This window comes from uncultured Aquimarina sp. (assembly GCF_947500065.1).
Taxonomy (GTDB): domain Bacteria; phylum Bacteroidota; class Bacteroidia; order Flavobacteriales; family Flavobacteriaceae; genus Aquimarina.
Window position 1 is genome coordinate 138,571 of the sequence record NZ_CANMQT010000004.1, and the last position, 26,521, is coordinate 165,091.

Annotated in this window: 26 protein-coding genes; 7 read left to right on the forward strand and 19 right to left on the reverse strand. The window is 32.1% G+C overall.

The window, feature by feature from the left end; all coding sequences use genetic code 11:
* Positions 1 to 8: 8 nt before the first annotated feature.
* Both Q0975_RS13435 and Q0975_RS13440 read right to left on the reverse strand, forming a co-directional pair.
* Complete coding sequence (locus tag Q0975_RS13435) at positions 9 to 3,188, reverse strand: TonB-dependent receptor (RefSeq protein WP_299437462.1); 3,180 nt, start codon at positions 3,186 to 3,188, stop codon at positions 9 to 11.
* A 248-nt stretch (positions 3,189 to 3,436) separates the two neighbouring features.
* Positions 3,437 to 4,612: a FecR domain-containing protein gene (locus tag Q0975_RS13440; RefSeq protein ID WP_299437464.1), complete on the reverse strand. Its 1,176-nt coding sequence runs from the start codon at positions 4,610 to 4,612 to the stop codon at positions 3,437 to 3,439.
* Positions 4,613 to 4,847: 235 nt separating this feature from the next.
* Here Q0975_RS13440 and Q0975_RS13445 point away from each other — a divergent pair, with 235 nt between their 5' ends.
* Positions 4,848 to 5,405, forward strand: coding sequence for an RNA polymerase sigma factor (locus tag Q0975_RS13445; RefSeq protein WP_299437466.1), 558 nt, complete (start codon positions 4,848 to 4,850; stop codon positions 5,403 to 5,405).
* 76 nt (positions 5,406 to 5,481) lie between these two features.
* Here the strand turns inward: Q0975_RS13445 and Q0975_RS13450 are convergent, their stop codons facing one another.
* The 3 genes from Q0975_RS13450 to Q0975_RS13460 all read right to left on the reverse strand — a co-directional run bounded on the left by Q0975_RS13450 (position 5,482) and on the right by Q0975_RS13460 (position 8,322).
* Entirely contained in the window at positions 5,482 to 6,408 is a 927-nt protein-coding gene (locus tag Q0975_RS13450; RefSeq protein WP_299437468.1) for a M12 family metallopeptidase, read from the reverse strand.
* A 133-nt stretch (positions 6,409 to 6,541) separates the two neighbouring features.
* Positions 6,542 to 7,120, reverse strand: coding sequence for a TlpA disulfide reductase family protein (locus Q0975_RS13455; RefSeq protein ID WP_299437470.1), 579 nt, complete (start codon positions 7,118 to 7,120; stop codon positions 6,542 to 6,544).
* A 77-nt stretch (positions 7,121 to 7,197) separates the two neighbouring features.
* Positions 7,198 to 8,322: a hypothetical protein gene (locus Q0975_RS13460; RefSeq protein ID WP_299437472.1), complete on the reverse strand. Its 1,125-nt coding sequence runs from the start codon at positions 8,320 to 8,322 to the stop codon at positions 7,198 to 7,200.
* Positions 8,323 to 8,606: 284 nt separating this feature from the next.
* On the opposite strand from Q0975_RS13460, the gene Q0975_RS13465 reads away from it, so the two are divergent.
* The 6 genes from Q0975_RS13465 to Q0975_RS13490 all read left to right on the forward strand — a co-directional run bounded on the left by Q0975_RS13465 (position 8,607) and on the right by Q0975_RS13490 (position 15,196).
* Positions 8,607 to 10,376, forward strand: a complete 1,770-nt coding sequence (locus tag Q0975_RS13465; RefSeq protein ID WP_299437474.1) for a helix-turn-helix transcriptional regulator — start codon at positions 8,607 to 8,609, stop codon at positions 10,374 to 10,376.
* Positions 10,377 to 10,668: 292 nt separating this feature from the next.
* Complete coding sequence (locus tag Q0975_RS13470; RefSeq protein WP_299437476.1) at positions 10,669 to 11,220, forward strand: RNA polymerase sigma factor; 552 nt, start codon at positions 10,669 to 10,671, stop codon at positions 11,218 to 11,220.
* A 157-nt stretch (positions 11,221 to 11,377) separates the two neighbouring features.
* Positions 11,378 to 12,274: a MerR family transcriptional regulator gene (locus tag Q0975_RS13475; protein ID WP_299437478.1), complete on the forward strand. Its 897-nt coding sequence runs from the start codon at positions 11,378 to 11,380 to the stop codon at positions 12,272 to 12,274.
* A 21-nt stretch (positions 12,275 to 12,295) separates the two neighbouring features.
* Complete coding sequence (gene crtI, locus Q0975_RS13480) at positions 12,296 to 13,789, forward strand: NAD(P)/FAD-dependent oxidoreductase (protein ID WP_299437480.1); 1,494 nt, start codon at positions 12,296 to 12,298, stop codon at positions 13,787 to 13,789.
* Between the two features lie 90 nt (positions 13,790 to 13,879).
* A complete protein-coding gene (locus Q0975_RS13485; protein WP_299437482.1) occupies positions 13,880 to 14,719 on the forward strand; it encodes a phytoene/squalene synthase family protein in 840 nt (279 codons plus the stop codon).
* A gap of 27 nt (positions 14,720 to 14,746) precedes the next feature.
* Complete coding sequence (locus Q0975_RS13490) at positions 14,747 to 15,196, forward strand: sterol desaturase family protein (RefSeq protein ID WP_299437484.1); 450 nt, start codon at positions 14,747 to 14,749, stop codon at positions 15,194 to 15,196.
* 2 nt (positions 15,197 to 15,198) lie between these two features.
* Here Q0975_RS13490 and Q0975_RS13495 read toward each other — a convergent pair whose 3' ends face one another.
* The 14 genes from Q0975_RS13495 to Q0975_RS13560 form a co-directional block, all read right to left on the reverse strand.
* Complete coding sequence (locus Q0975_RS13495) at positions 15,199 to 15,759, reverse strand: redoxin domain-containing protein (protein ID WP_299437486.1); 561 nt, start codon at positions 15,757 to 15,759, stop codon at positions 15,199 to 15,201.
* 215 nt (positions 15,760 to 15,974) lie between these two features.
* Positions 15,975 to 17,054: a hypothetical protein gene (locus Q0975_RS13500; protein WP_299437488.1), complete on the reverse strand. Its 1,080-nt coding sequence runs from the start codon at positions 17,052 to 17,054 to the stop codon at positions 15,975 to 15,977.
* 74 nt (positions 17,055 to 17,128) lie between these two features.
* Positions 17,129 to 17,797, reverse strand: coding sequence for a Crp/Fnr family transcriptional regulator (locus Q0975_RS13505; protein ID WP_299437490.1), 669 nt, complete (start codon positions 17,795 to 17,797; stop codon positions 17,129 to 17,131).
* Between the two features lie 231 nt (positions 17,798 to 18,028).
* Positions 18,029 to 19,474, reverse strand: a complete 1,446-nt coding sequence (locus tag Q0975_RS13510; protein ID WP_299437492.1) for a nicotinate phosphoribosyltransferase — start codon at positions 19,472 to 19,474, stop codon at positions 18,029 to 18,031.
* A gap of 113 nt (positions 19,475 to 19,587) precedes the next feature.
* Positions 19,588 to 20,730 carry a hypothetical protein gene (locus Q0975_RS13515; RefSeq protein WP_299437494.1) on the reverse strand — a complete coding sequence of 381 codons (1,143 nt, stop codon included), beginning with the start codon at positions 20,728 to 20,730 and terminating at the stop codon, positions 19,588 to 19,590.
* An 85-nt stretch (positions 20,731 to 20,815) separates the two neighbouring features.
* Positions 20,816 to 21,550, reverse strand: a complete 735-nt coding sequence (locus Q0975_RS13520; RefSeq protein ID WP_299437496.1) for a metallophosphoesterase family protein — start codon at positions 21,548 to 21,550, stop codon at positions 20,816 to 20,818.
* Positions 21,551 to 21,554: 4 nt separating this feature from the next.
* Positions 21,555 to 22,475 (reverse strand): ADP-ribosylglycohydrolase family protein, encoded by a 921-nt coding sequence (locus tag Q0975_RS13525; RefSeq protein ID WP_299437498.1) that lies wholly within the window; start codon positions 22,473 to 22,475, stop codon positions 21,555 to 21,557.
* Positions 22,476 to 22,478: 3 nt separating this feature from the next.
* Positions 22,479 to 23,027 (reverse strand): 2OG-Fe(II) oxygenase, encoded by a 549-nt coding sequence (locus tag Q0975_RS13530; protein ID WP_299437500.1) that lies wholly within the window; start codon positions 23,025 to 23,027, stop codon positions 22,479 to 22,481.
* Between the two features lie 5 nt (positions 23,028 to 23,032).
* Entirely contained in the window at positions 23,033 to 23,578 is a 546-nt protein-coding gene (locus tag Q0975_RS13535) for an RNA 2'-phosphotransferase (RefSeq protein WP_299437502.1), read from the reverse strand.
* Positions 23,579 to 23,628: 50 nt separating this feature from the next.
* Positions 23,629 to 24,048, reverse strand: a complete 420-nt coding sequence (locus Q0975_RS13540; RefSeq protein ID WP_299437504.1) for an ADP-ribosylation/crystallin J1 — start codon at positions 24,046 to 24,048, stop codon at positions 23,629 to 23,631.
* A 2-nt stretch (positions 24,049 to 24,050) separates the two neighbouring features.
* Entirely contained in the window at positions 24,051 to 25,013 is a 963-nt protein-coding gene (locus tag Q0975_RS13545) for a DUF1152 domain-containing protein (protein ID WP_299437506.1), read from the reverse strand.
* Between the two features lie 7 nt (positions 25,014 to 25,020).
* Positions 25,021 to 25,533, reverse strand: a complete 513-nt coding sequence (locus tag Q0975_RS13550; protein WP_299437507.1) for an O-acetyl-ADP-ribose deacetylase — start codon at positions 25,531 to 25,533, stop codon at positions 25,021 to 25,023.
* A gap of 19 nt (positions 25,534 to 25,552) precedes the next feature.
* Positions 25,553 to 25,993, reverse strand: coding sequence for an NADAR family protein (locus tag Q0975_RS13555; RefSeq protein WP_299437509.1), 441 nt, complete (start codon positions 25,991 to 25,993; stop codon positions 25,553 to 25,555).
* A gap of 51 nt (positions 25,994 to 26,044) precedes the next feature.
* Complete coding sequence (locus Q0975_RS13560; protein WP_299437511.1) at positions 26,045 to 26,521, reverse strand: macro domain-containing protein; 477 nt, start codon at positions 26,519 to 26,521, stop codon at positions 26,045 to 26,047.

The window sequence follows — 26,521 nt, forward strand, 5'->3', positions numbered from 1 at the left end:
TAACTCAACTATAGACTAAAATTAACTCTTGCAAATAAAAATCTTCCAGAATATCCAAACTGCGAAGTTCTTCTAGAATATACAAACTGATCACCTGCAGTTCCTCCTGCTCTGTTCTCATCAGGATACACATCTAATAAGTTATTGGCACCAATAGTAATATTCAGGTTTTCTAAAACCTTTGCAGAAAAAGAAAGATCTGTAACGACTTTTCCTCCATATACAGCATCATCACTTACTACAGCACCATCTACTCTTGGATCCCCATTAAAATCATCTGGATCCGTTACTTCACCAAAGAATACATTTCTAAGTAAAACATCGTATTTCCCAAAAGATAAAACATTTGTCAAACTCAGTTTGGTTCTTGGTTGAGCAAGGGTTAAAAATGCTTCTTCTTGCCCATCAAAGAAACTTCCACTTTCTCCTGCATTAGCAATTCGCCGGGGAACTCTTATTTCTTCTACTTCGGTCTTCGCAAATGTGGCTGACAAATCATTCTTAAGCACCATATCCTCTCCAAAATTTGCTTTATGAGAAATTACCACATCTACTCCCTGAGATTTGGTATCAATAGCGTTCACAAAAAAACGTGCACTGGTTGCTCCTGAATTTTCAAATATCTGGGTTAATTCAGCATCTCCTCCATTTCCGAAACTTCCGCTATATACAATTCTATCATCTATATTGATTAAATAAGCATCTGCAGTAACAGTGAAATTCTGAACTTTAGCAGTAAAACCTAAACTAAAACTACTTGATGTTTCTTCTTTCAGTTTTGCTATCCCAATTAATGCTGCTGCTCTACTATCATTAGTAAAAGTTCCTTGTTCAAAAGGTTGATTGTCTACAAAAACTGTACTGGTTCTACTAAAGAATTGTTGGTGCAACGATGGGGCTCTAAAACCTGTACTATTCGCTCCTCGAACTGAGAAGTTTTCAGTTATTTTATAGCGAGTCGCTATTTTATAATTAAACGTATCACCAAAATCAGAGAAATTCTCATATCTAGCTGCCAGACTTACCAGCCATTGCTCTGTAAAATCAGCTTCCAGATCAATATAACCAGCAATACTATTTCTGTATTTGTCAGTTTCATTATTAGGATCATATCCCCTAAAAACTTGCGATCCACCACCAAGTACTGCTCCTGTAAAATTATTACGTACTAAATCTGCATCGGGAGTTGTACCTGTTACAATATTACCATTAACATCATAACTTGTATAAGAAGCTTCTTCTCCAGCAGTAATTGTATAATTTTCTACTTTATATTCCGCACCCATTGCGACATTCAATCCGCTAAAAATTTCTTCATAAAACCTGCCAATATCCAGATTAGTAGTGTTCTGCATAAAACTTAAGGCTCCTGCATCAAAACTTCTAGGTGTTGCTACTCCTAAGGTTCCGTTACTAGAGTTACCAACAGTAATATCAAAGATGTTAATACCATACGTATTAGAGAAATCTACACTCCACTCTTTTACTTTTCCTTTGATTCCTACAGCAATAGATTTATCTACAATATCTGTTCCTATATTTGGTAAAAAACCATTTGGAAATGCTGGGGTATTTGCTCTACCATCACCTTGTGCTGGTCTTCTATAAAACCCAGATGCCAAACCTTCTCTATAACTAATTCCACCAAAACTGTAGAATTCTGCATCTTCTCCAAGAGGAATTGCCATGTTAGCAAAGAATTTTCCTTCTCGTAATTTGGCAGTACCTACTTTAAACCTAAAATCTGTACGCGTCAATCCTCGAGCCGCCAATTCATCTTCATCCGCATCAAAATCTAATAACCCTCTAAAAGTATCTATGTCTGTTGCATCTGTAACATCTAATGCTGCAATCTGATCTCTAGTCGTCTGATCCAAATAAGAAATATTTTGAGAAGCTGTTTGATAATCTGCTAAGGTCATTTCTGCTACATTTCCCCCACTAGCAGCAAATACTCGTTCTGCTCCATGAAACCCCCTAAAAATATCACCTTGATAATCCCGATTACGCAATGCAGGTTCTCTTGTAGATAAGGATCCTGTAAAATTAATATATCCACCATTCTCTCCTATTGGCAACCCATAATTGACATCCAACACCACTTTTTCACCATCACTTCCACCATCAAACTGATTAGAATTTTTGCTAAAATTAGCTCCTGTAGTTAGTGTAACATCTAATTTGTTTGTTCCTTTCTTTAAAACAATATTGATCACCCCTGCAATAGCATCAGAACCATATTGTGCAGCTGCACCATCTCTTAATACTTCAATACGTTGGATTGCTGCTGTTGGGATCGCATTTAAATCTGTACCAACACTACCAGCTCCTACGGTTCCGTTTACATTTACCAATGCTGTATTATGTCTTCTTTTTCCATTAATTAAAACTAATACCTGATCAGGCCCTAATCCTCTTAATGAGGCTGGATCAATATGATCTGTTCCATCAGAAACTGTTTGGGTTTGCGAAGTAAATGATGGTGCTACATAATTAAGAATCTCATTAACTGAGGTCTGTGGACCTTGTGTAGCAATTTGCGTAATATCAATAACATCTATTGGCACTGCTGTTTCTGTTGCAGTACGGCTAGGATTTCTAGATCCTACAATCACTACATCGTCCAATTTGGCGGATGCATCTTTTAAAGTGACCGAAACAAAATCTTTTCCTGTTGTATCTACTTCTGCTGTTTCAAAACCAACATAAGATATCACCAGAATAACATCATCATCCGATAAATTAATAGTGAAATTCCCTTCAAAATCAGTTTGCGCACCAATGGTAGTTCCTTTTACCAAAACATTAGCTCCTGGTAGTGGACTTCCATTAGAATCTTTTACATTTCCTTTTACTTCCCGAATAATTTTTTCCTTTTCTTGTGTAAATGGTTTCTTTTTTAATATCACCTGTTTTCCCATAATGGAATATGAGATATTGGTATTATCAAAGAGTATTGACAACACTCTATCTATGGTTTCTTTCTTAACTTTAATCGAAGTCTTTTGATCTAAATTGACCTCATCATTAATATAGAAGAACTTATACGAAGTCTGACTTTTAATTTCTTCTAATACATTGGTAATTGCTGTTTGTTCTAAATCCAGTTCTATTTGACCCTGCGAAAAGCCAGAAGTTGCCATCATCTGAAAGATGGAGAAACTAAATAAAACTAGTGTAAGCCTCATTTTTAATACGATTGATTTGTGCGCTAAGTGTGAAAATAGCGTACGGTTACCCTTTTTTTTCATAATTTTGAAAAGTTTGGTTGTTAGTACTCATTTAAATAATAATCAGACCGTAAGGGGAAGTGTTGCAGCACTTCCTTTTTTTTTACGATTGATATAACATTAATGTCAAATCTAGCCTGCTGAAAACTTTTTATAATTAGGCATTAACACTATTCAGCAGACTAATCTTGACCATTGTCTCTTACTTAGGGGGCGATAACAATTCGTTTATTCTCTATAGTGTAGGTAAAATCTATAGTTTCTGAAAACACGTTTAGAATCTGTCTTACATTTTCTACATCAAATTCTCCTGTAAATCGTGTGTTATTTAATCTCTCATTCGTGCTAACGATTTCTACGTCATAAGTTCTTTCTAATCTTTTTATTACTGAAGTAAAAGATTCATCCTGTATGATCATTTTTCTATACATCCAAGCAGTGTATACTTCTGTATTCACCTTCTTTTTATCTAAATCTTTATTCTGTTTTGTATACACAGCCTGATCATTGGGAATTAGTGTTAAAAGCTTTTTATGATCATCTGAATTATTAATTGCTACAGACCCTTCTACTAATGTAGTTTTTACAGTAAGATCTTCTTGGTACGAAGAAACATTAAACTGTGTTCCTAATACTTCTACATCTACAGTTCCTGTGTTTACTATAAAAGGCTGCTCTTTATTAGTAGTAACATCAAAAAAAGCTTCTCCTTCTAGATATACCAACCTATTAGGTTGCGAAGCCGCAAAGTTTTTAGGAAACTTAAGTGTACTGGCTGCGTTTAACCAAACTTTAGTTCCATCAGATAAGCTTAGCTGAAATATTTTTCCTTTCGGAATGGATATTTCTAAATACTCTATTTCCTCACTATTTTCAGTATTAGATACTACTAGCTTATCTCTATCCTTTTTTCCTATGAGTTTGCCATCAGCATTAACTATATCTGTCTTATCATCAAAATCGATATACGTTACAGTGCCATCCTCTTGTACTATTTTGATTTTATCTTCTTCTAAAGATTCTGTGATGACCACATTATTGTCATTTGTTATAACTACAGGATTAGACTTGACTGCATAATATGTTATAACCAAAATACCTGCAAGTACAGCTGCGTATTGCATCACTTTTTTTAGTGAATGCAATGAACGAACTTTACCTTTTTCTTGCTCTCCTTTCTGGATATTCTTTACAAAACGATCATATGCTTTATTTGGATCTACCGAAATCTCTTCTTTAGCTACACTCCAATTAGCTACTTCTTTCTTAAAAATATTTTTATGTTCTTCATTTTCTTCTACCCATGATTTTAGTATTTCTCTATCTTCAGGAGAAATGGTATTCTCTAAATATTTTTCTATTAGCGTTAAGTAACTTTTCATCAATATATATTGCTTTTCAATCTTCTCTACTTATATGATGCAGGAAAAACAAAAATCCCTTAGTCAAAAATTAAAAAGTTTAAAAAACATGTATTAAAAAAATGAACTTTTATAAATTTCAACCCAAGCTGGGATAACAATAAATATGGAAAAACTAAAAGCATTTATACTATCGCTTAGCCATTTAAATTCATCGCTAAATTTTATTTTTTTACATTAGCAAGAGATTATAGATATGAAACACAAAGATGTACATATTGATCAGGAATTGATACAACGCCTTGCTAACGGGGAACATTTAGCATACAAGATTGTCTTTACCAATCATTATAATGAGCTCACTAATTATGTATACAAGCTCACTAATGATAGCACGTTAGCTGAAGATTTGACTCAAAACGTATTTATGCGATTATGGGATAAAAAAGCTACAATTACCATTACATCTTCTTTAAGAAGTTATCTTTTTAAAAGCTGCCATAATGAATTTTTAATGTATTTGAGACAGCAGAAAAAAGAAATTGATGCATTAGATGTCTTGAAATGGGAAACACTATTGGCTATTCATTCTTTACAAGAAAAAGAGCAACAAGAAGCTGATTGGCAAAAAATAGAAAAGGCAATCGAAAAATTACCTACCAAGTGTAGGCAAGTTTTTAAATTAAGTCGTCTAGAACGAAAAAAGCATAAAGAAATTGCTGAAATACTAGGGATTTCTCCTAAAACGGTTGAAGTTCATATTCGTAAGGCGATGCTTTTTTTAAAAACTAATGTTTCTAGTTTTTTTATATAATAAACTTCAGCCAGTTTGAGGTATACCGACCGAAGTTCAAAAAAACCTATTTGGTTTTAATTTCTAGTCTTAACCATTATCTAGGATATAGCTTTATAATAACTTGTTTATCAGTTCCCGGCATTAAACCAGTATTTCTAGTCCATACACTCCCATCTTTTTTGGTCATGGTATAGGTTCCTGGTTTTGCAAAAGCTCCAGGCCCATACATCATAAAAGATTTAAAATTAAAATCAGAAACCCTTCTTGGTTTTGGGGCTTTTCTGAAATTATGACTGTTTCTTGGATTCTTTAGGTTTTCTAAATGAAGATTGACAAAATCATCCCTTTTGGGGTGTGATTGTTCATGATACAATCCTAGGGCATGAAAAAGTTCATGAATAATTGTAGCTTGACTAAGACACCCTCTTCCCAAAGATAAATCCTGAGGACCGTGGTTAGTTACCCTACCCAGCCTAGACCAACATCCTTCTAAACTCTGTATAAAAATATAAGGTTCGTTAAAATCAGTTTGCCTAAAGGTTATGGAGCCTATATAATTTTCAATCCTATCCATAGCTTTACGAATATTATCTTTTTCAGCCTGCGTGAATTGTGTACTATAAATATGATAGGGCACAATAAACTTACCAGTACCATTCTTCTTTCTCCACCTTTTATTTAGCGAATGTACATCGGCACCAACTCCTTTTGCATCAGTATCTACATTTGTGTTTTTTATATCTTCGGGACTTAGCACCATATCCCCCATAATATAATTACCATTTACATAAGGGATTTCTACTTCAGATCCAAAAAGTTTTGTTTTTCTCATCTCTACGTTATCTGGTAATGGATATCCTTTTTCGATATCTGCCTGATCATAAAAAGAGTCTTCTATTACTATATTCTCATCTTCATTTATATTATTAATTTCTTCTATGATGGCTTGATCCACTTCTTCTTTTTGACAACTGATTACCAAAAAGATGATTACTAAATATAAAAAGCTTTTGTTTTTCATAATTTCTGTTTGTGTTCGTAAATGATTTAATTTCACAAATTATCTAATCTTAATGCTTATATTTATCTATCCCTGCTTTTAGATATTTTCAATAAGATTTACAAAATATACTCGATCAAAAACAACCCATTTCTTAAATTTGAAATATCCATTCCTCAAGCTCATTTTCATTATTTACAATCGCTCCCATTTCGATTTCATTATTTTTATTTAACAGATAAGTGGTAGGTGTACTTTGGATATGATAATCCATAAATACTTTTTCATTTCCTTTTAAAATTTCAAAATAATATTTTTTCTCATCTAAGGTTTTTTGAGTATCCTTTACATTTGAATCAAGTTTTATGACCACCACATCAAACGAAGTACTATATTTTTTTGCAAACTTGTTTAGTTCAGGATAATAATCCTCACAGTATGAGCAATCTTCTCTGGTAAAAACCAATAATTTCTTTTTTTCTTTTGTTAAATCGTCTAATCCTACGTTAGAATCTTTCTGATTTTTCAAAATGAATTTTGGAGCCATTATTAAAGAATCTGATTCTTTGTTTACTTTTTGTTCACTTTTATATTTTACAGATAAATCATTTTCTACTTTATTCAACTGTAAAAATACGTGGTCTATATTCTTTTCAATAATGTTTATTCTAACAATACATACAACACTAATTATTATTAAAATCAATGGCAGTAAATAAGGTTTAATTTTCATTTGGTATGTCATTTATTAAATAAAAAGTGATTTATATTCAAATCACTTTTTATTTTTATTTTGCTTAAATATTAATTTTAATAATTTCTACAATTCTTTCTTTCTATCCAAAATTCATAATACTCATCATCCCAATGTACAATATCATAAACTTTATTCCGTCTAATATCATTTGGCCAAAGATCATAGGTATGTTCTCCTTTCGCTAACCAATTACGCGTCCATTTTCCATTTTTATAATAATCAACCTTAAAGGCAGAATTCTGAATCTGTGTGTAAACTTTTACTTTAGTTCTTGTTGCCACTTTTTGGTACTTTAAATACATATCACATTTCTTACCTGCCGGAGAAAAAGCGCTAGCATCCCAAACAAAGTTTTGAGTATTCGTTGATGTTTTTCCTTCCGAAAATGTTGCAGTGCTAGAAGTAGACCCACCTACTGTGTAGTCGTGACTCATGTCCGTACCAATACCAAAGACTTTTGCGCTAATCTTAATACCAAATTTATAGTTCCAATTGCTAGCCGTGGTACTAGCCCTTGACAAAGATACGGTTGTCGCTTCAGCAGTTGTTCTAGATACAATTCTATCTAAAGAAAGTTCTTTGGTTGGATGACCAAATCCTAATCTAGACTCTGCAGTTCTTACAGGTCCCTTGGTTACTTGAGTCGTACTATTTTCACTTTCTTTGTATACAGCCTTTACCCAAAGTCTTGGTTTCCAGCAATAACCATTTTTTTCAGACGGTTTATATTTAAACACCTGGTACAACCCAGTATCTTCATACTTCCAAATTGAAGCACCTCTACAACCCGAATTTAAAGATTGTACATAATTACCTATACCTGCGGCCCATTTTTCCTCTGCTCTTCCAATAAAATCATGTCTTTCAAACAGTCGTTTATGATCATCAAGAGACATTGCTTTTTTTCCTAAAAATGTAAAACCGGATGACTTAGCATTATCATTATTGTCTTTAGTTGACCTTAAAAAGTCTAAATACTGATCACTTGTCATTAATTCTTCTGTACTACTACTAGGTTTTTTGACCATTACATACCGTTTTGATGTGTAAATGTCTTCATCTATATTTTCACTAACCTCATTTGCTTCAGGCATTTGATCAATTAGTTCCTCTTTCTGACAGGATGCTCCAATGAGTAAAACACTCATAGCTATTATTCTTATTCTATTATTTTTCATAATTTTAATGTTTAATGAATTAATGATTTTTTTTATTTGATTTTCGGAAACTTCCTATAAAATAAAACCAACGTTGTATGCTATTTTATACCCTTATGATGTACAACTTTTTAAAATCCCCTATCTTTTTTAGAAAAAAATTGATTATAATTGAACTTTCGTCTTAAAAAACAAATGTTTAATTAGTTTTTTAAAAAAGATTCTTTTAATTAATTTATTATTCTAATATCCTAAAATTCATACATTCTATTAAGGGATTTATTGCTAACCTATTTATGTAGTAAATGATTAAAAAAGCCTGCTCTCACTTAATTTGTATAATTTTCTTTAGTTCTCCAATTTTATTATTTGGTCATAAAATAATACTTGCCACCAGCACAAATTCAGCTGCAAATACTGAAGTTAAAAAAGAAGAATTAAAGTTTATTAACTCCAATATGTTGAAAAATGAGATTACACCCCAAGACACATTTATTAAATCAAGCATAAAAAACAACAGCCCTAAGAGCAATAATATTTCTACACAGGATTCTATAAATAGTTTCTTAAGTGATTACGGACGATTAATGTTTTATTATTATAATCACAAAAGCGAAGACAGCTGTCTATACTATGCGCAAAAAACTCATGATCTCATTATCAATCATAGCTCTAGTATTACTGCTCAACGAAAAGTAAAGGCCTATCATCATCAGGCCTATATTTTAGAAAAATATTACGGGTATAACCCAAAAATTATTAACCTCTATGAACAAGGGTATGAGTTAGCAACAAAAATAAATGATATAAGAGGTATTATGTACATTAGCTTGCAAAGGTTCGATCTTACTTTGCAAAATAATCCGAATAAAGAAGATCTGGATGTACTCCTTCATGAAATGCTAATATTTCAAGAAAAGTTTAAAGATCAGCCTCATTATGCTGATCGTATAAAAAGAATGATGGTATCGATTTATGTTGCACTTAAAGACTATAAGACGGCTCAACAATGGATTCATAAGACTAAATCGACAACAAAGCATTATGATAAAATACTTGCTAAAAAACTATATAGTTACTTTTTATACAAAACTGATAGTATTGACAAGGCGATACAAACAATTAAAACCCCCATCAAATTATTTAAAGATTCTATTGCCTATGGAGACGATTTAGCCCATAGTTATTATTATAATTTTTTGTTTTACAAAGAAATTAAACAAAATAACCTTGCATTACAGAGTTTAGAAGACGCAATAAACACTTCCTTATCTAGAGTATCTAAAGTTATCTATATAGATTCTCTAATTTCTTACTCAAAAAGAAACCAAACTACACAGAACCTAAATGAACTAATTGTACAAAAAAAAATATTATTAGATAAGATTAACAATCATGAATTAAACACTGGGAATGATTTTTTTATAACAAAAATCAAGGAAAAAGATCTAGAAACAAAAAACATAAAACTACAAGACTCCTCGGATGAAAAAACAAGATTGATCTACGTATTAGTAATTCTATTGTTAATAGCTTTTCTTTTTATACTGTATTATAAAAATATTCAACAATTAAAGAAAAAAAATCAAACTATTAGTGATCTAGAACATAGAGAAGCTGAACTATTAGCAAATCAAGTACAACAACGTGAAAATGAACTACAACTAGTAACGATCCAAATGGCAGGCAGAGTAGAAAAACTTAAGCAATTACAACAAGTTATTGATAAAATGGAAGGGACCCAAGCCGAAATCAGATCAACAAAAATAATGATTAAGGATTTGATTAAAACTGGAGAAGACATATCAGGAATAACAACTCGCCTTAAATCTCAATATCCAGGAATATACAGTAACCTAAAAAAATTACATTCCGAACTATCAGAAACCGAAATTAAATATTGTTTACTTACCAAACTTGGTTTATCCATGAAAGAAACTGGAAGCATATTAAATGTATCACCAAACACTGTAAAAAATGCGCGTAATCGTATTAAAAAGAAAATAAACGTTACATCAGAAATGTCACTTAATGAATATCTAAATACTTTAAACAACCGCAAAAGAAATAAGTAAAACCATATTTTACGGAAGTAAGTTAATCCTCCTTAAAGTCATTTTTATTGCTAGAATTAAATTTACAAATTGCACATAAGTCTAGGTATACTCTTGTCTACAAAATTTTCATATCATAGCTGTAATCCTTATACTTATCAAAAGAATTATCCCTCCCATCCTTAAAGAATTTTACAACTTGCATACCTTTTGATAACCTCTTTTTAATAATCTGCATACCCTTTGATAACTATGATTATCAATAAGAATGTTAACGAAATCATAATTTGGAGCAAACAAAAAAAGTTTCTTCATGGAAAAGATTAATTCAGACAGTTATTTGCTAGAAAGATTACAACAAGGGGATCAACAATCTTTTCAACAATTATTTGATCTTTATTATAGTAAATTACATGCTTATCTTAGAAAACTTTCTAATGACAGCAATCTATCAGATGATCTACTACAAAATGTCATGATTCGTTTATGGGAAAAAAGAAAGTCCATAAGGATAAAAAGTTCCTTGAAAAGTTATTTGTATCGGTCATGCCATAACGAATTTTTAATGCATATCCGTAAACAAAAAAAAGAAGTCGATTTGTTAGACACCTTAAAATGGGAAGCATTATCTCAAAATCACATTGAAGAAAAAGAGGATCAAAATAAAGCAAATTGGCAAAAAATAGAACACGCCATAGAACTACTTCCCAGAAAATGTAAAAAAGTTTTTAAACTAAGTCGTTTGGAACAAAAAAAACATAAAGAAATAGCCACACTATTAGGTATCTCTACTAAAACTATAGAAAACCAGATTACAAAGGCAGTTAAATTTATCAAAACCAATGTTTCTAGTTTTCTATTTTGACCGAAAAAACAAACAATCAATTAAAAACTACTTGTTTTAAAAGTTTTAACTCCTCTTTTCGAAATCTTTTTAACAATTATGGTTAATAATTTAACAAGTAATATCTCTCAAATACCTACTTTTTTATTTAAATTTGTTTAACCTTTATTAAAAAAGAGTGAACAACATTAGACAAAATTTTAGTATTAAAGATTTAGAGAACTTATGTGGCGTAAAAGCACATACGATCAGAATATGGGAAAAAAGATATAATCTTTTATCTCCCGATCGTACGCAAACCAATATACGAACTTATAGTCTACAAAGTTTGCAGAAGTTACTAAATGTTACTTATCTTGTTAATAGTGGTTATAAAATATCCAGAGTTTCTAAACTCAATAATGAAGAAATTGATGAATATGTAAGACGAATAGTATCTGATAACAGCACTAAGAATCAAGCTATTAATTCATTAAAAATTTCTATGCTCAATTACGATTTACAATTGTTTTTAGGCACCTATGAACAGTTATCAGAAAAAAGAACATTCCGACAAATATTTACTGATGTATTTATTCCGCTATTGACAGAAATCGGATTATTGTGGCAAACCAATACTATTAGCCCTTCTCATGAGCATTTTATCACAAACCTGATTAAACAAAAATTATTAATTAATATAGAAAAACTTCAATATTCAAAATCTACGAAAACCGACAAAGCATTTATCTTATATTTGCCAGAAAATGAAATACACGAATTGGGTTTACTATATATAAATTATGAAATTTTATTAAAAGGGTACAAAGCTATATATTTAGGTCCTAGCATTCCTTTAGATAGCTTACCCAATATGTTATCATTTCATGAGAATACCACTTTTCTATCCTATTTTACAGTTAGACCTGAAAAGGATAAAATAGGTGAATATGTTCGGAAATTTAATGAAATAGTATGCTCCAAAAGAGAAAGTGAGTTCTGGATGCTTGGTAAACAAACTATGCATATTTCTCATAACAGCGCTCCCAATCATCGCTATTTTTCATCCATAATAGACCTCATTAAAGAATTATAATACATTTATAAATCAACCACTATGTCACAAAAAGTAGTAATCATTGGTTCTGGCTTTTCATCCCTTTCTGCCTCATGTTATCTAGCAAAATTAGGGTATGATGTGGCTATATATGAAAAAAATGATACTGTTGGTGGTAGAGCAAGACAATTAAAAAAAGAAGGTTTCACATTTGATATAGGCCCTTCTTGGTATTGGATGCCAGATGTATTTGAAAAATTTTTTAATGATTTTGATACATCTCCTTCGGAGTTTTATACACTAGAAAAATTAAATCCAGCATATAAAGTATTCTTTGAAAACAAAGAAAATATCATTATAGAGGATACCTTAGAAAAAATCTATGCAGCTTTTGAAAAGGAAGAAGAAGGAAGTTCAGATAAACTAAAGAAGTTTATTACTGCTGCGAAAAATAATTATGATATAGCTATAAAGGAAATAGTTTATAGACCTGGAGTTTCACCAATGGAATTGGTAACCAAAGAAACTATCAAAAAAATAGGGCAATTCTTTAGTACTATTTCCAAAGAAGTAAGAAAAGAGTTTAAGAACAAAAAATTAATTCAGATTCTTGAATTTCCAGTATTATTTCTAGGAGCAAAACCAAGCGATACTCCTGCTTTTTATAGTTTTATGAATTATGCAGATTTTGGATTAGGAACTTGGCACCCCAAAGGAGGAATGTATCAGGTAATTTTGGGAATGAAAAAATTAGCCGAATCATTAGGAGTTCAGTTTTTCACTAACGCTCCGGTTGACAAAATTTTGGTTGAGAATGGTGTTGCCGAAGGAGTTGTTGTAAATAATTCGGAAATCAAAGCAGATATTGTATTGTGCGGAGCAGACTATCATCATGGTGAGACTTTACTAGATCCTAAGTATCGACAGTATTCCGAAAAATACTGGGATCGTAAAACATTTGCACCTTCTTCTCTACTCTTTTATGTAGGATTTGATAAAAAACTGAAAAATATACATCACCATAATTTATTCTTTGATACAGATTTTGATCTACATGCCAAAGACATTTATGATGATCCTAAATGGCCTGAAGAACCTCTTTTTTATGCCAATTTCACATCTGTAACGGATTCTGGATCAGCTCCTAAAGGAAAAGAAAATGGTTTTTTCCTTATACCCTTAGCTCCGGGAATAGAAGATACTCCAGATTTAAGAGACACTTATTTTGATAAAATAATCACTCGTTTTGAAAATTTAACTGAGCAAAGTGTTCAAAATAATATTATATTTAAAGAATCCTTTTGTGTTCAAGACTTTATAAAAGAATACAATTCATATAAAGGAAATGCTTATGGAATGGCCAATACGTTATTACAGACTGCATTTCTTAGGCCTAAGTTGAAAAGTAAAAAAGTACAGCATCTTTTTTTTACAGGTCAACTAACTGTTCCTGGACCAGGAGTGCCGCCATCACTAATTTCTGGTAAATTGGTAGCAGGATTAATAGAATCACAATGTAATCTATCAAGTAAACCAAAACTGCAAATTGTTTGATGTGATAATCATTATACAATATTGTTTAATAGACCTAATCTTAATTTACGGATTATATCCTAAAATTAAATAAAACCTAAAATCTCACTGATGAAAGCTTTATTTGACACCGTTTCTTATAGTTGTAGTAAACTTGTTACTAATTCTTACAGTACTTCTTTTTCTCTAGCATCTAAAATGTTATCGGACTCTATTCGTCAAGATATCTACAATATCTATGGATTTGTAAGATTAGCAGATGAAATTGTAGATAGCTTTCACGATTATGATAAAGAAGTGTTATTTAATGATTTTGAAATCGAAATGTACAAAGCCATTAAGAATAAGATTAGTCTGAATCCAATTCTTAATTCATTTCAGCAAACGGTACATCGATATAATATAGAACCTGCATTATATGAAGCTTTTATGAAAAGTATGCGATTAGATCTTCATAAAACCAACTATTTAACCAATATTGAGTATAAAGAGTACATTTATGGTTCTGCAGATGTAGTTGGACTTATGTGTCTTAAAGTATTTGTTAAAGGAGATGATCAAAAATATAATGAATTAAAAGAAAGTGCAATGCATTTGGGTTCCGCTTTTCAAAAAGTGAATTTTTTACGTGATCTAAAAGCAGATTTCGAAGACCTAAGTCGTACCTACTTTCCTGACACAGATCTTAATCAACTGGATGAAGCTTCTAAACTAAGAATCATAGAAGAAATTCAGAAGGATTTCGATAAGGGTTTTGAAGGTATTATGAAATTACCTGTTGAAGCAAAGTTTGGAGTATACACCGCATATATATATTATAAAAAATTACTCAATAAATTAAAAGCTACTCCTTCTGTAGAAATAAAAAACACCAGAATCAGAGTACCTAATTATCAGAAATTTGGACTACTAGCTAAATCGTATTTTGATTACAGATTGAACCTAATTTAATAATACATTTAAAGAAATTTATCTAAGATGAATATTCTGATTTGGATATCAATTTTTATAGCTACTTTCTGCTTTATGGAATTCATGGCATGGTTCACCCATAAATATGTCATGCACGGGTTTTTATGGTCATTACATAAAGACCACCATCACAAGGATCACAGTAGTTGGTGGGAACGCAATGACCTTTTCTTTGTGTTTTATGCAGTAATCAGTATGTCCTGTATTATGCTTCATGATCCTATCACGTTTTGGGTTGGAGAACCTATAGGTTTTGGAATTTTAGCCTACGGTATTGCCTATTTTTTAGTGCACGATATTTTCATTCATCAACGATTTAAACTATTCCGAAAAGCAAATCATTGGTATGCAAAAGGTGTAAGAAGAGCTCATAAAATGCACCATAAACATTTAGGTAAAAACAAAGGAGAATGCTTCGGGATGTTATTTGTTCCTTTTAAGTATTTTAGAAATTAAAATTATTCCTTTAATAGCTGATCTATAGTACTCCTTACTTTATCGGTATTCCAGTCTGCAGCTCCTATTTTGTGAATAACAATGTTGCCATTTTTGTCCATCAAGTAGGTTCCAGGAATAGGTTTATGAACAAAAGGTTTAGGATGCGCTGATAGGGCTCTATAAATTGGATAATTATAGCTTTTATCACTCATAAATTTATTTAGCTCGGGATCATCATCTTCCGTTAAAAAAACAAAAACCACTTTATCCTTATAATCATTATACAACGCTTGCAACGAAGGCATTTCTGCTATACAAGGAGGACACCAGGTTGCCCAATAGTTTAACAATACCACTTTACCCTCAGCGGTATTAAAATTCATTGATTCTGTATTTACTCCGTGAAGTTTCCAATCGTAAGAAGCTACATGTGCTCGTTCTTCTACAGCTACAAGGCTTGGACTAAACGAAAAAATTCTGGTAAGAAAAATTTGCATCATCCCTCTAGTATTCGGAATAAAAAATAATAATAAAATGATTACAAAAATAAGGTTTGATATATTCTTTTTATTGAATTTCATAGAGGATCAGGTATATATTACCACTTCTGTTTGTCACTAAAAAATGGCTTCCTTACAAAAATATATAAATAAATAAAGCGCAATCATAGATTGCGCTTTAAAACTAACAAAAAAACAATAATGAACTATTGTGTTAAGCTTTCTAAGAGAAGAAAAGCAACGTTAAGTTCACATTATCTTCAATGACAATTATTTCTTTTTCACTTTTAATATTATTAATTTCTTGTTACTTGAATAGAATTTGATAAGCTAAAACAACCTTTCAGGTCGCTTGTATTCATATCCATTGCTAACCCTTCTACTCCATTCTCATATCTTAAGTACCAGATAAAACACACTCCAGCTCCAGCTCCATCAAAATCAACTGTTTCTACCATAGCTAACGTTGGAGGTAATCCCAAAATCTTTCCTTGATCATCCGTAATAACCCAAGTACTATTAGGTCCAACTGCATTCGAACTATCCAATGTTATCCCACTTACCATATCGGGTGTTCCATCTACCATAAAAGTAAAAGGACCTCCAGATAATACTCCTGCACTTGTGTTACAGTTTCTAGTTACTGTAATAGAATTAGAAAGATCAAACATACCAGTAACATCATTGGCATTCATTCCCATTTCCAGTCCAGTAACAGTTCCATTATATCGTGCATACCATATCAAGCAAACGCCTGGTCCTGCTGCATCAAAATTCACTCCTTCTACAGCTGCCAAGGTAGGTGGTAATCCAAGAATATTCCCTTGATCATCAGTTACGATCCAAGTACCATTATCACCAAAAGCATTGGCATCATCTAATGTAATCCCTGATACCATATCTGCGGTTCCATCTACATCAAATTCGAAAGGACCTCCAGAAATAACTCCAGCATTTACAACTTGGTTACGAACTACAGTAATTGAATTAGAAAGATCAAAATCTCCAGTAACACTGTTAGCGTTCATACCCATTTCTAATCCGGTAACTGTACCATTGTATCTAGCATACCAAATAAAACAAGTTCCTACACCTGCGCCATCAAAATTCACACCTTCTACCGCTGTTATTGTAGGTGGTAATCCTAAAATATTCCCTTGATCATCAGTTATGATCCAAGTACTATTCTCTCCAGATGCACCTGCGGCATCTAATGTGATTCCTGATACCATATCAGCATCTCCATCTACGTCAAATTCGAAAGGGCCACCAGAAATTTCACCGGCATTAGCGACAACCACACTATCATCATCGTCACTACAGGAAACTGCGATTAATCCTATCGCTAAGATTCCTATCATTAATTTTTTAAACATTGCTTTTTGTTTTATGATTATTATTACTGTAAAAATAATTCCATAAAACTTTTTAAAATGTTAGGTAGCTAACACTAAGCAACATTTTTCAAACGAATCTCTTTTCTATTGAAATCAATTTGTTTAGATTCTTTTAATTCATTCATAATGATATTTAGTGTAGGTCGAGATGTTCCGATTAGATTCGCAATATCTCTTTGCGTATATGGATGTAGTATTACTGTATCTCCGGTATTAGGACAGCAATATCCAAAATCTTCTTTGAGTTCATCAAAGAATTCTAATAATCTCGTTTTGGTATCCTTAAACAAAAGAAGTTGTAATCTTCTTTCTAGACGCTTAAAACGCATACCAATAAATTTATAGATTTTGAGACTAAAAGTCTGATTATCCCTCATTAGATCATGCATTGTTTGCACTCCAATTGGGCAAATAGAAGTAGTGTTATCCACAGATTGAGCAAATTCAGTTCTTCTATCTTCACCCAAAATTGCTTTTTCTCCAAAAAGCTCTCCACGTGTAAGGATTGCCTTTACTACTTCATTACCATCTTCAGAATAATAACCAATTTTCACTTTTCCCTTTTCGATAAGATATACCTTGTTAGCAGAGTCTTTTTCGAAATAGATGTAATCGCTTTTTTTGTAAGCGTCAAAGTCGTGATCTTTCTTATACTTTTTAAACTTATGAGGACATAATACCTTGAAGAGATTGGCATCCTCAAAAAACCAGATTGCACTCATGATGATTGTGTTTTTTTATAAGTTAGTTAGATATCAAATAATTGATATCAAAGAATATGTCGTTATTAAAACACGATCCTTACAGAAAAATTCGTGAGATTTTGTTTTCATACAAAAACGAATATTCTTCTATTATAATAACAACTTCTTCAAAGGAAACCCTAAATATCCAGGCATAAAAAAACTCCCAAGAGATATCTTTTGGGAGTTTTTATTATTATGTATTTTAACTTATGTTAAAATTCGTTTTCGGATAACAGATAAACTTTCATTAATCATCAATTTACCATCTTTAAAAACTGTCTGAAACAATCCCTGAGTTTCTTCTTTTACCGTACATTGATCTTTAAGAACAATTGCTCCATTAGACCGGAAAAGTTGCATCAACCCTTTTGCTGATTTTTTGGTTCCATCGTCGGTAATAGGGTCTTTAAAAATCTCTCTTCCTTCTCCGTCCACTTCAACATAGGTTGCCTTCATAGCAAACCCAAAAGTATCTCTGGTATTATATTGATAGGTAAAACTTCCGATTCCCAATACTACATTAGTAGATGCAAATCCTTTTTGTTTAAGGCGTTCACAAATCTCGGTTGCTCTATCAATAGTAATACTATCTCCATAAATAGCTCCAATTTTAGGATTTAGCACTTTATACCCTTGCTCATTAGTAGTCCCGCCAAATTCATCCCAAAGTAACCCAATAACTCCTTTAGCGATTACCGGGTCCTTATGTTCGCAACCACAGATGATATCCACAGGATCACCAGAATCTGGTCTGATCACCAGTTTACCATCACGTTCCAAAATTTCATTTTTTAACTTAGGGAGATATTCTGTTAGTACTTTCCAAAGATCCCATGTATCAGATACTACAGATAAAATGCCAGTAGGGTACGTTTCTAATAATCTTCTGAAGGTACCAATCTCATCATCTTTACTACCAGCACACATCACACTATGCTCTGTAGCATTCACACTCCCAATTACTAACTCTTTGGTAACATCGGCATTATAATACATCTCATATGCTTTTGCTACTGGTAATGTGTCACTACCTGAAAAAGAAAGCGCGTGTCCCATACCACTAAGAATTGCAGATTCTGTACCAGACATTCCTCTCATAGAGAAATCGTGACCTTGCCAGGTTATAAACTCTAGGTTTTCTTTATCTGTTTCTGAAGCATACTTACTAAGAATTTTTTGATATTGTTTTGCAATAGTAGCAGAGGTACATGGTTGCCATATAATACTAGAAAGCAGAGTTTCTAGATAATTTGTCAACCAAAAGAATTCTGGTTTTGTATTTACCAATGTAAACATCGGTACTCTAATCGGTACTTCTGTACCTTCAGGTAATCCTTTTATTTCAATAGGTAGATATCCTAAATCGTGCAACGCAGAAATATGTTTAACATCATAGTCAATACCTAAATAATGATCAACATATTTTTTATATTCTAAAACAACCTCCTCTTTTGGAAGATTAAAGAAACTATCGTTAAATCTTTTTATTAAATATTCTTTTACAAAATATTGCAATCCAAAGAACACTACATGATTAATCCCATCTATCCTACTCTTTCTTGGAGTCCAATTAGAATACACTAAGGTAGTTCCATCTGGATATTGTTCTTTATGACCTAATTTGTAACCGTCTGTTAATAGTAGTGGATTCATATAGCTATTTATTTTGCGTTAATTATACGCAAATATAGTTTTTATTTTTAATTTGATAAAATTTTATAAGAATTTTCTTTTAGATGATTCCAGCAGCTAATTCGAAAAATAAGCTAATCCTCACGTATGTTATTCAGATACTCCTTAAAAACTTCCTGAAATTTAATAAGATTTACTTTTTCTTTTTTAAGTTTCTTTCCATTTTTATATTCTTCATAATAGGAGTCGTTTTCCTTCTCAAAGAAACGTACACCAGTGGTTATATCTCCATTATTTCCAATTATAAGATATCCTCTATATATCTCTGGTTCCTTTGAGCGAATATCTTCTTCTCGCTTCATCTCAATTATAGAAGCATCTACTAAAGCTTTAAAAAAAGCTTGTACATTTTCGGAAGTAAATGTATTAGGTTGTTCAAAATAAATATTTGATATATTTATTAAATCTAACCTAGAAGGGTATTCTTCAAAACCACTAGTACCATAACCATATATGTCATTATTTTGATCATATAAGAATAGTGTACTGTTTACTGGTAGGTTTTTGCTTTCGCCTTTTATAAAATATTTAGATCCTATATGCTTTCCATTTATATCATAATCAGCAACCCAACCACTCTCCTTTCTTGATAATCGAACTTGCAATTTCTCTCCTGCAGCGTCTAATGTAGGTGATCCTATAAGAATAGTATCTGCTATTAAAACCATAGAAGTTCTTTGATAATAATGCATTGCAAATACATCAACATGTAATTCTGTTATATTATAATTCTCTATTTTCTTAGAGAACATTACAGAAGATGCTTCTTCGTATTCATATCCATTTATTATTTGACCATTTTCATAAACGGACTTGATGTTTAATTTTGGTTTGTATAGATTCTTTTCATATTCATTATATTCTTCCTCACTCATCTCAATTTCTACCATCTCCGATGATTCATCTATCTCACCTTCTCCTCCTAAAGCCATTTGATAAATATCTAAGGAATATTGAAATTTAGCTTCTCCGTTCTCATAATAATCAACTCTTGGAAATTCATCATTTCCTTTTGAAAAATATCCATTAAAGGGCTGACCATCTTTATAATAACCTTGATATACTTTCTGAGGTTTATCTACAATTACAAAAGAATCATACTCAATAAAATCTTCCATATTTTGAGAATTTATAGTATTAAAAAAGAAAATATACCATACTAAAAGAAAAGGAATCTTACTATTGAAATTGCTTATGTGTCCTAATGAAAATTTCACAGTTTTTATTTTTAGTATTTCGAATGATAAAAATCGCTACTATTTTCTATAAAAACCACCCTGTTTTCAGGTAAAATTAAACGGATTAGTTTCGTCCTTTTTCATCTGGATACAACGAAGGTAATGGATCACTTTGCCAAAATTCTTTAGTATCAATATCGAGTATAGTGACTTTACCCTTAAAAGCAGCTCCTGTATCGATATTCCATAGATTGTATGCTTTTATTGGTGTTTCTATTTTATAATCAGTAGTAGGTGTATGTCCAATATAAATTTCTTTGTAATGATTAAATCGTTTGGGAGAAGTAAGCATCTCTTCTAACGTTTTTTCTTCTACTTTATCGGCTAGTAAGGCTGCTTCCCAAAGCGTTCTATCCCAATAATAATTAGATTCGTACTCTTCTTTACCGACACCATGCATCGAGGTAAATCCAGCGTGGATGAAAAGTCTATTTTCTGCGTCTATATGATAATTCTGTAAATCTTCAAAAAACCGTTTATGCGAATTATTGGCTAACAAACCTGATTGGATATAACTGTTCATTGTCTCTTTTCCTCCGTGAGCCAACCAAACTGGATTGGTAGCTCCTTTATCTAGCCATAAACCGCACCATAAATCATGATTCCCTCTAATAAAAACACATTCATTGGATACTGAAAGATCTATTAATTTCTGTATGGTTTCTGCAGATTCACTCCATCCATCGACATAATCTCCTAAGAAAATCAACTTGTCTTCTGGCGTAAGTTCTGCTCTTTCCAAAACCTGTATTAATGCTTTATAACCTCCATGAATATCTCCAATTACTAGTGTTCTCATTCTATTACATTGTTTTAGCACCTAATTCCTCTACACGACAACTTAACCAATCATATTCAGGTAATTTCTTTAATTTTTCTTTGAATAACAGAGGCACCTTATTTATTCCTAAATAAGTTCCACAGATTTGCCCTGTAATAGAACAATTAGTATCCGTATCTCCTTCAGATTCTATGATCTCGTCAAAAATAAAACTGATATGATTATTTTTTATCTTACTAGCAGCAAAAATGCAAAAGGGAATTGAATTCACTACATAACCATCATTTCCATATTTTTTTGCAACTTCTTGTATTGAAATACTATTTTCTAAATCACTTAATTCTAAAATTCGTTCACGAACATTTGAAGAAGGAAGTTGATCCGCTACTAGTTTGAGTAAGCTGATATCATTTAACCAATTTCCATTTAGAATTGTTCTTATAGAAATAACAACCGCAAGCGCTCCAATATATGCTTCTGAGTTCTTATGTGTAATTGAACAGATGTCCTCAATTCTATTTCTTTTTATCTTATCAATAAAAGCTAAAGGCGCAATCCGCATAGCCGCTCCATTTCCTGCAGCATACTCGCCTCTTCTTCCTGTTTGACTCCAGTCTATACCTATCTGGAGTTCTTGAAAAGCTTTTAAAGTAGAAGCTCCTATTCCTCGAATTATTCCCTTTGAAAAATAATTCACAAAATACTTAGATAGTACTTCTGGTTTTAATTCCAAATCTTCTAACAACGCTTCACAAGTTATTATCGTTAATTGTGTATCATCAGTTATTCTCCATTCTGGTAATTTAAACTTTGGTTTCCCAAACGGATAGAAAGTTTTGTCATCCAATGGCTTTTTTGAAATATTTTCAAACCCACTTCCCATAGCATCACCAATTACGCCCAAAAACATAGAACCTAGAAACTTTTCTTTTTTAGTAATCATACTTTAATCTAGACGATACATTATATCAGTTCTTAATACATATTTTGTTCCTGATAAGATAGGTTTTCCTTCGTGACGCAATGGATGGTGAAACAATAGTGCTTCTCCTAATTTTGGTATAATTGTAACTCCTTCTTCAAAATAGGTTTCACCTCCTACAAAATCGTCATTTAAGTATATAAGAAATGAGAAGAAACTACATTCCTTCTCATTTCGTTTATAACTACCGTCTCGATGCATTTTAAATCGTTGCCCGTCTTCATACTTATAAATGCGAAACATTTCATTAAGGCCATTCGCTTTATAAACCCCAAAATTCTGTACCACATAAGGTTCTAATTGTTTCCATATCTTATCCGCTAACAATTGATCTTTGAACATAATTCGCTGATTGTTGCGAACTCCTTTTACCATCACTTGTCTACCATCAATAGAGACTTTAGCCTCTTCGAATGAAACCTGTTCTCCTTTCTCTATGAAATGATCACACATTTCTTTTGAAAGAAAATCTTCAATTAAAAATATTTCAGGATGTAGTACTTTCTTGGTCATTACTTTTACTTTTTAAACTCGATATACTCTGGAGCAACTGTATCGGTTAACCAGACTCCATTATCGGATTGATAAAATTCAATACCGTTACGATGCATATCTCCCGATCGAACCGTTAGTATGATCGGTACTCCTCTTCTGGAACCTACCTTCATTGCTGTTTCTAGTTCTTCGCTAAGATGTACATGATGTCGGCTCATTTTTAGTAAGCCTTTTCTTCGTATATCTTCTCTGAATTTCCCTACTGTTCCGTGATATAAAAATTCTGGTGGCTGAACAGTTGTATACTCCAAATCAACTTCTATAGAATGTCCCTGATTTGCTCTGATTTTCGTTTCGTCATCATTGAATGCAAAACGTTTTTTGTCATTGGTAGCAACAACTTCTTTTAGCGTTTCTATATTCAGTTTATTACGATATTTATTCGCTTTGCTTATTAATTCGCTTACATCTGCCCAACCGTTTTCATCTAATTGCAATCCTATTTTTCCTGGATTGTGCCTTAGGATAAGGCTTAAAAATTTACTTATTTGTTTAGTATTTGTTTTCATTTTTGTTTCTTTTGGCACTCTGAACTTTTCGAAGGGCCCAGCGTGACACTTTAACTCAATTCCTGAGTTTTATTTATTATTCTTTTTAATTCTTCATTTCCAGGAGGAGTATATTTCTTTCCAAAATATACTTTTGTCATCCTGATTTCTCCAACAATATGGTTATTAAAATCTTCTAATTCTTCTGCCGGAATCCATAGCTCATTATGAGTTGGGCCTCCTACATTTTCCACTTTATATTTTTTAACAAACGATTCTTCTATATCGAAAGCGGTTACAAAACCTGAATATCCAGATCCTTCATCATCCAAGTTCCATTTGGTTGCTATTTCTATCGCATATGCTTCATTCATCACAGGATAGAAAATAGGTTGCCAACTCAATCGCGGAGGAAAATATGTCCATCCACCTGCATGAATTAACTCTAGTTCTTTTAATCCTACAGGTCTATATAATGTTGTTGTTTTCATTTCTAAATTGGTATCTGTCTCTTTTCTCTATAATCATCTAAATTTGCTCTATATTCAGACAATTTAGCCGTAAACTCTACTACCGTATTTGTATTTTTTATATTGTCATAATATTTATTCTTCTTCATAACCTTTTCTAGTTCAAAACACCAATAGATGGTCATTAATGGATTAATCCATAACTCACTCCCTTTTGTTCTATTGGTTCTATGATAGTTACCGTAATTCCCTTCTAAAGCACTAATGATAGAATTAGAGACAATACTTTCCATTCCTTTCATTTTACTGTCTACAAAATCGATGGCTTCTTTATATTTCTGTCCTTCGGGCATTGTGTTTAGTACTTGAAAAGATCCTAAATATGCTTTCTCTTGATCCAATTCTGCCAAGTTTTCTAAAAATCTATAATGTGAAACTCCATGAAAATGATCTACTCCAAACCCAACACTTACTAAAAGTTTCTTATCTACATTCGTCTGAAAAGCTGCCGCCATAGAACAAATATCTTCTTGCGGAGTTCCTAGGCCTTCCTCATCACCAAACATTAAACAATCAGTTCCACCATCCACTAAGACCAATGTATCTATTTCGTGTTTATCTACTAAAAACTGATATGCATCTTTAAGTGGTTGGACCGCTATTCTTTCAAAAGCGTAAATATCCACTAAAACTCCTTGAGATTGAAACCATAACTTAAGATACTTCTCTGGAAAATATGCTGGTATCGTATACACCTGATCTCCAGATCTTATTTTGTAACAAAAAGGAAATACGGATTCTGAATTAGTATCATTTAATCTCGTAAACGAATAATTAGCTATAGTTACTTTTTTACCTTGCTTTATCAAACTAAAATACAATGGCAAAGCAGCGTAAATGTCAAAGCCTCCACCCATTCCTGCCAACAATACATTATTGCTTTCTTCTACTTCCTGAAAAAAAGGTATTTTATCTAGTGTATACATAGTTTTATTATTTTATCCTTAACAATTTATCATATAGCTTATAATTCTCCTCATCAAAGCAAACAAAAATCACCTCTTCTATTTCATCTGAATTAAAGTCATTAACCGTTTCAATAGCAATTTTGGCGGCTAGCTCTTTAGGGAACTTATAGATTCCTGTACTGATGTTGGGAAAAGCAATTGTTCTTACTCCATTATCCATCGCTAATTGCAATGAATTGACATAACAACTTCTCAATAGCTCTTCTTTTATTTTTCCTCCAGTATTCCATACAGGTCCAACGGTGTGGATTACATATTCAGCAGGAAGATTTCCTGCAGTAGTAATCACCGCTTCATCTGGATTACATTTTCCTTGAGCAACTCTAACTTTTCTACAAGCTTCTAAAATTTCAGAACCGCCTTTTCTATGAATTGCTCCATCCACTCCTCCTCCACCTAACAAAGAAGTATTAGCCGCATTGACAATAGCTTCTACTTTTATAGTAGTAATATCAGATTGAAGTAGTTTTAGTTTCATTTTCTACAGAAATTTATATTTACACGCTTCGCAATTTGCTTCTAACTTTCATTAAAATTTTACCTAATTTATTTTTTCCTTTACCATCGCCACCATCTCCCCAATAAGTATCATTCTCAGTATGTTCAATGATTTTAGCATGATTAGTCTTAATCAGTAAATCTGTTAATTCAGAATATTGAGTAAACTTGGCAAAAACAGCATCATACATGATATTATCTTTAATACGATCCCAGTTCTTTTTTATTTTCATCTTTCTTGATCTCCCTAGTTCAGCTGCTTTCATTGGCGAACGACTCTTTCTAATTTTATCTTTATAGGAATTGTTCTCAAACTTTTGTGCTTGAAAGTAATGTTCCGTAGTTGGCCAAATTTCACCATCTATCCTTATTGGATATAATGCGAAATTCGAAAACTCACCCCAATTACCTTTTTCACTATAAAACTTAATTTCTTCCATTTCTTATATCAATAATTTCTAATTGTACATAGCCTTTCTTATTAAAAAAACTCAATCAAAATCATATACATAAACATCCAAATCCTCAGTCAATAAAGTCTGTTCTATCAAAGGTTCTATTTCCGTCCATTTCCCTCCAGCTAATCCACAACCTATTCTTGGCATATGAATACTAGCATCTAATCGTTGAGCTTCTATAGCTATTTTTTCTAAACAAGTTTTTACCGCTTCATATCTAATAGGTACACCTTTGCTTCCTGTTTTTATTCCTTGTTGAGCAATCATATTTCCCACATATTTATCATTAGAAACTTGTATTACCTGAGTTGCTCCAAGCTCAAAATCATTTTTAGCACGATTTCGATGCCATTCTCTATATGCTTTTTCAGGTTCCGGCCATCTTTTAGATATTGCTACCACAAAACCTTTTCCCCAGCCTCCGATATTATTGCATATATGCACAATGATCTTAGTACCTTTGGCTTGCGGTACTGTAGCATCTCCTTTTATATAAGTTATTTGTTTCAT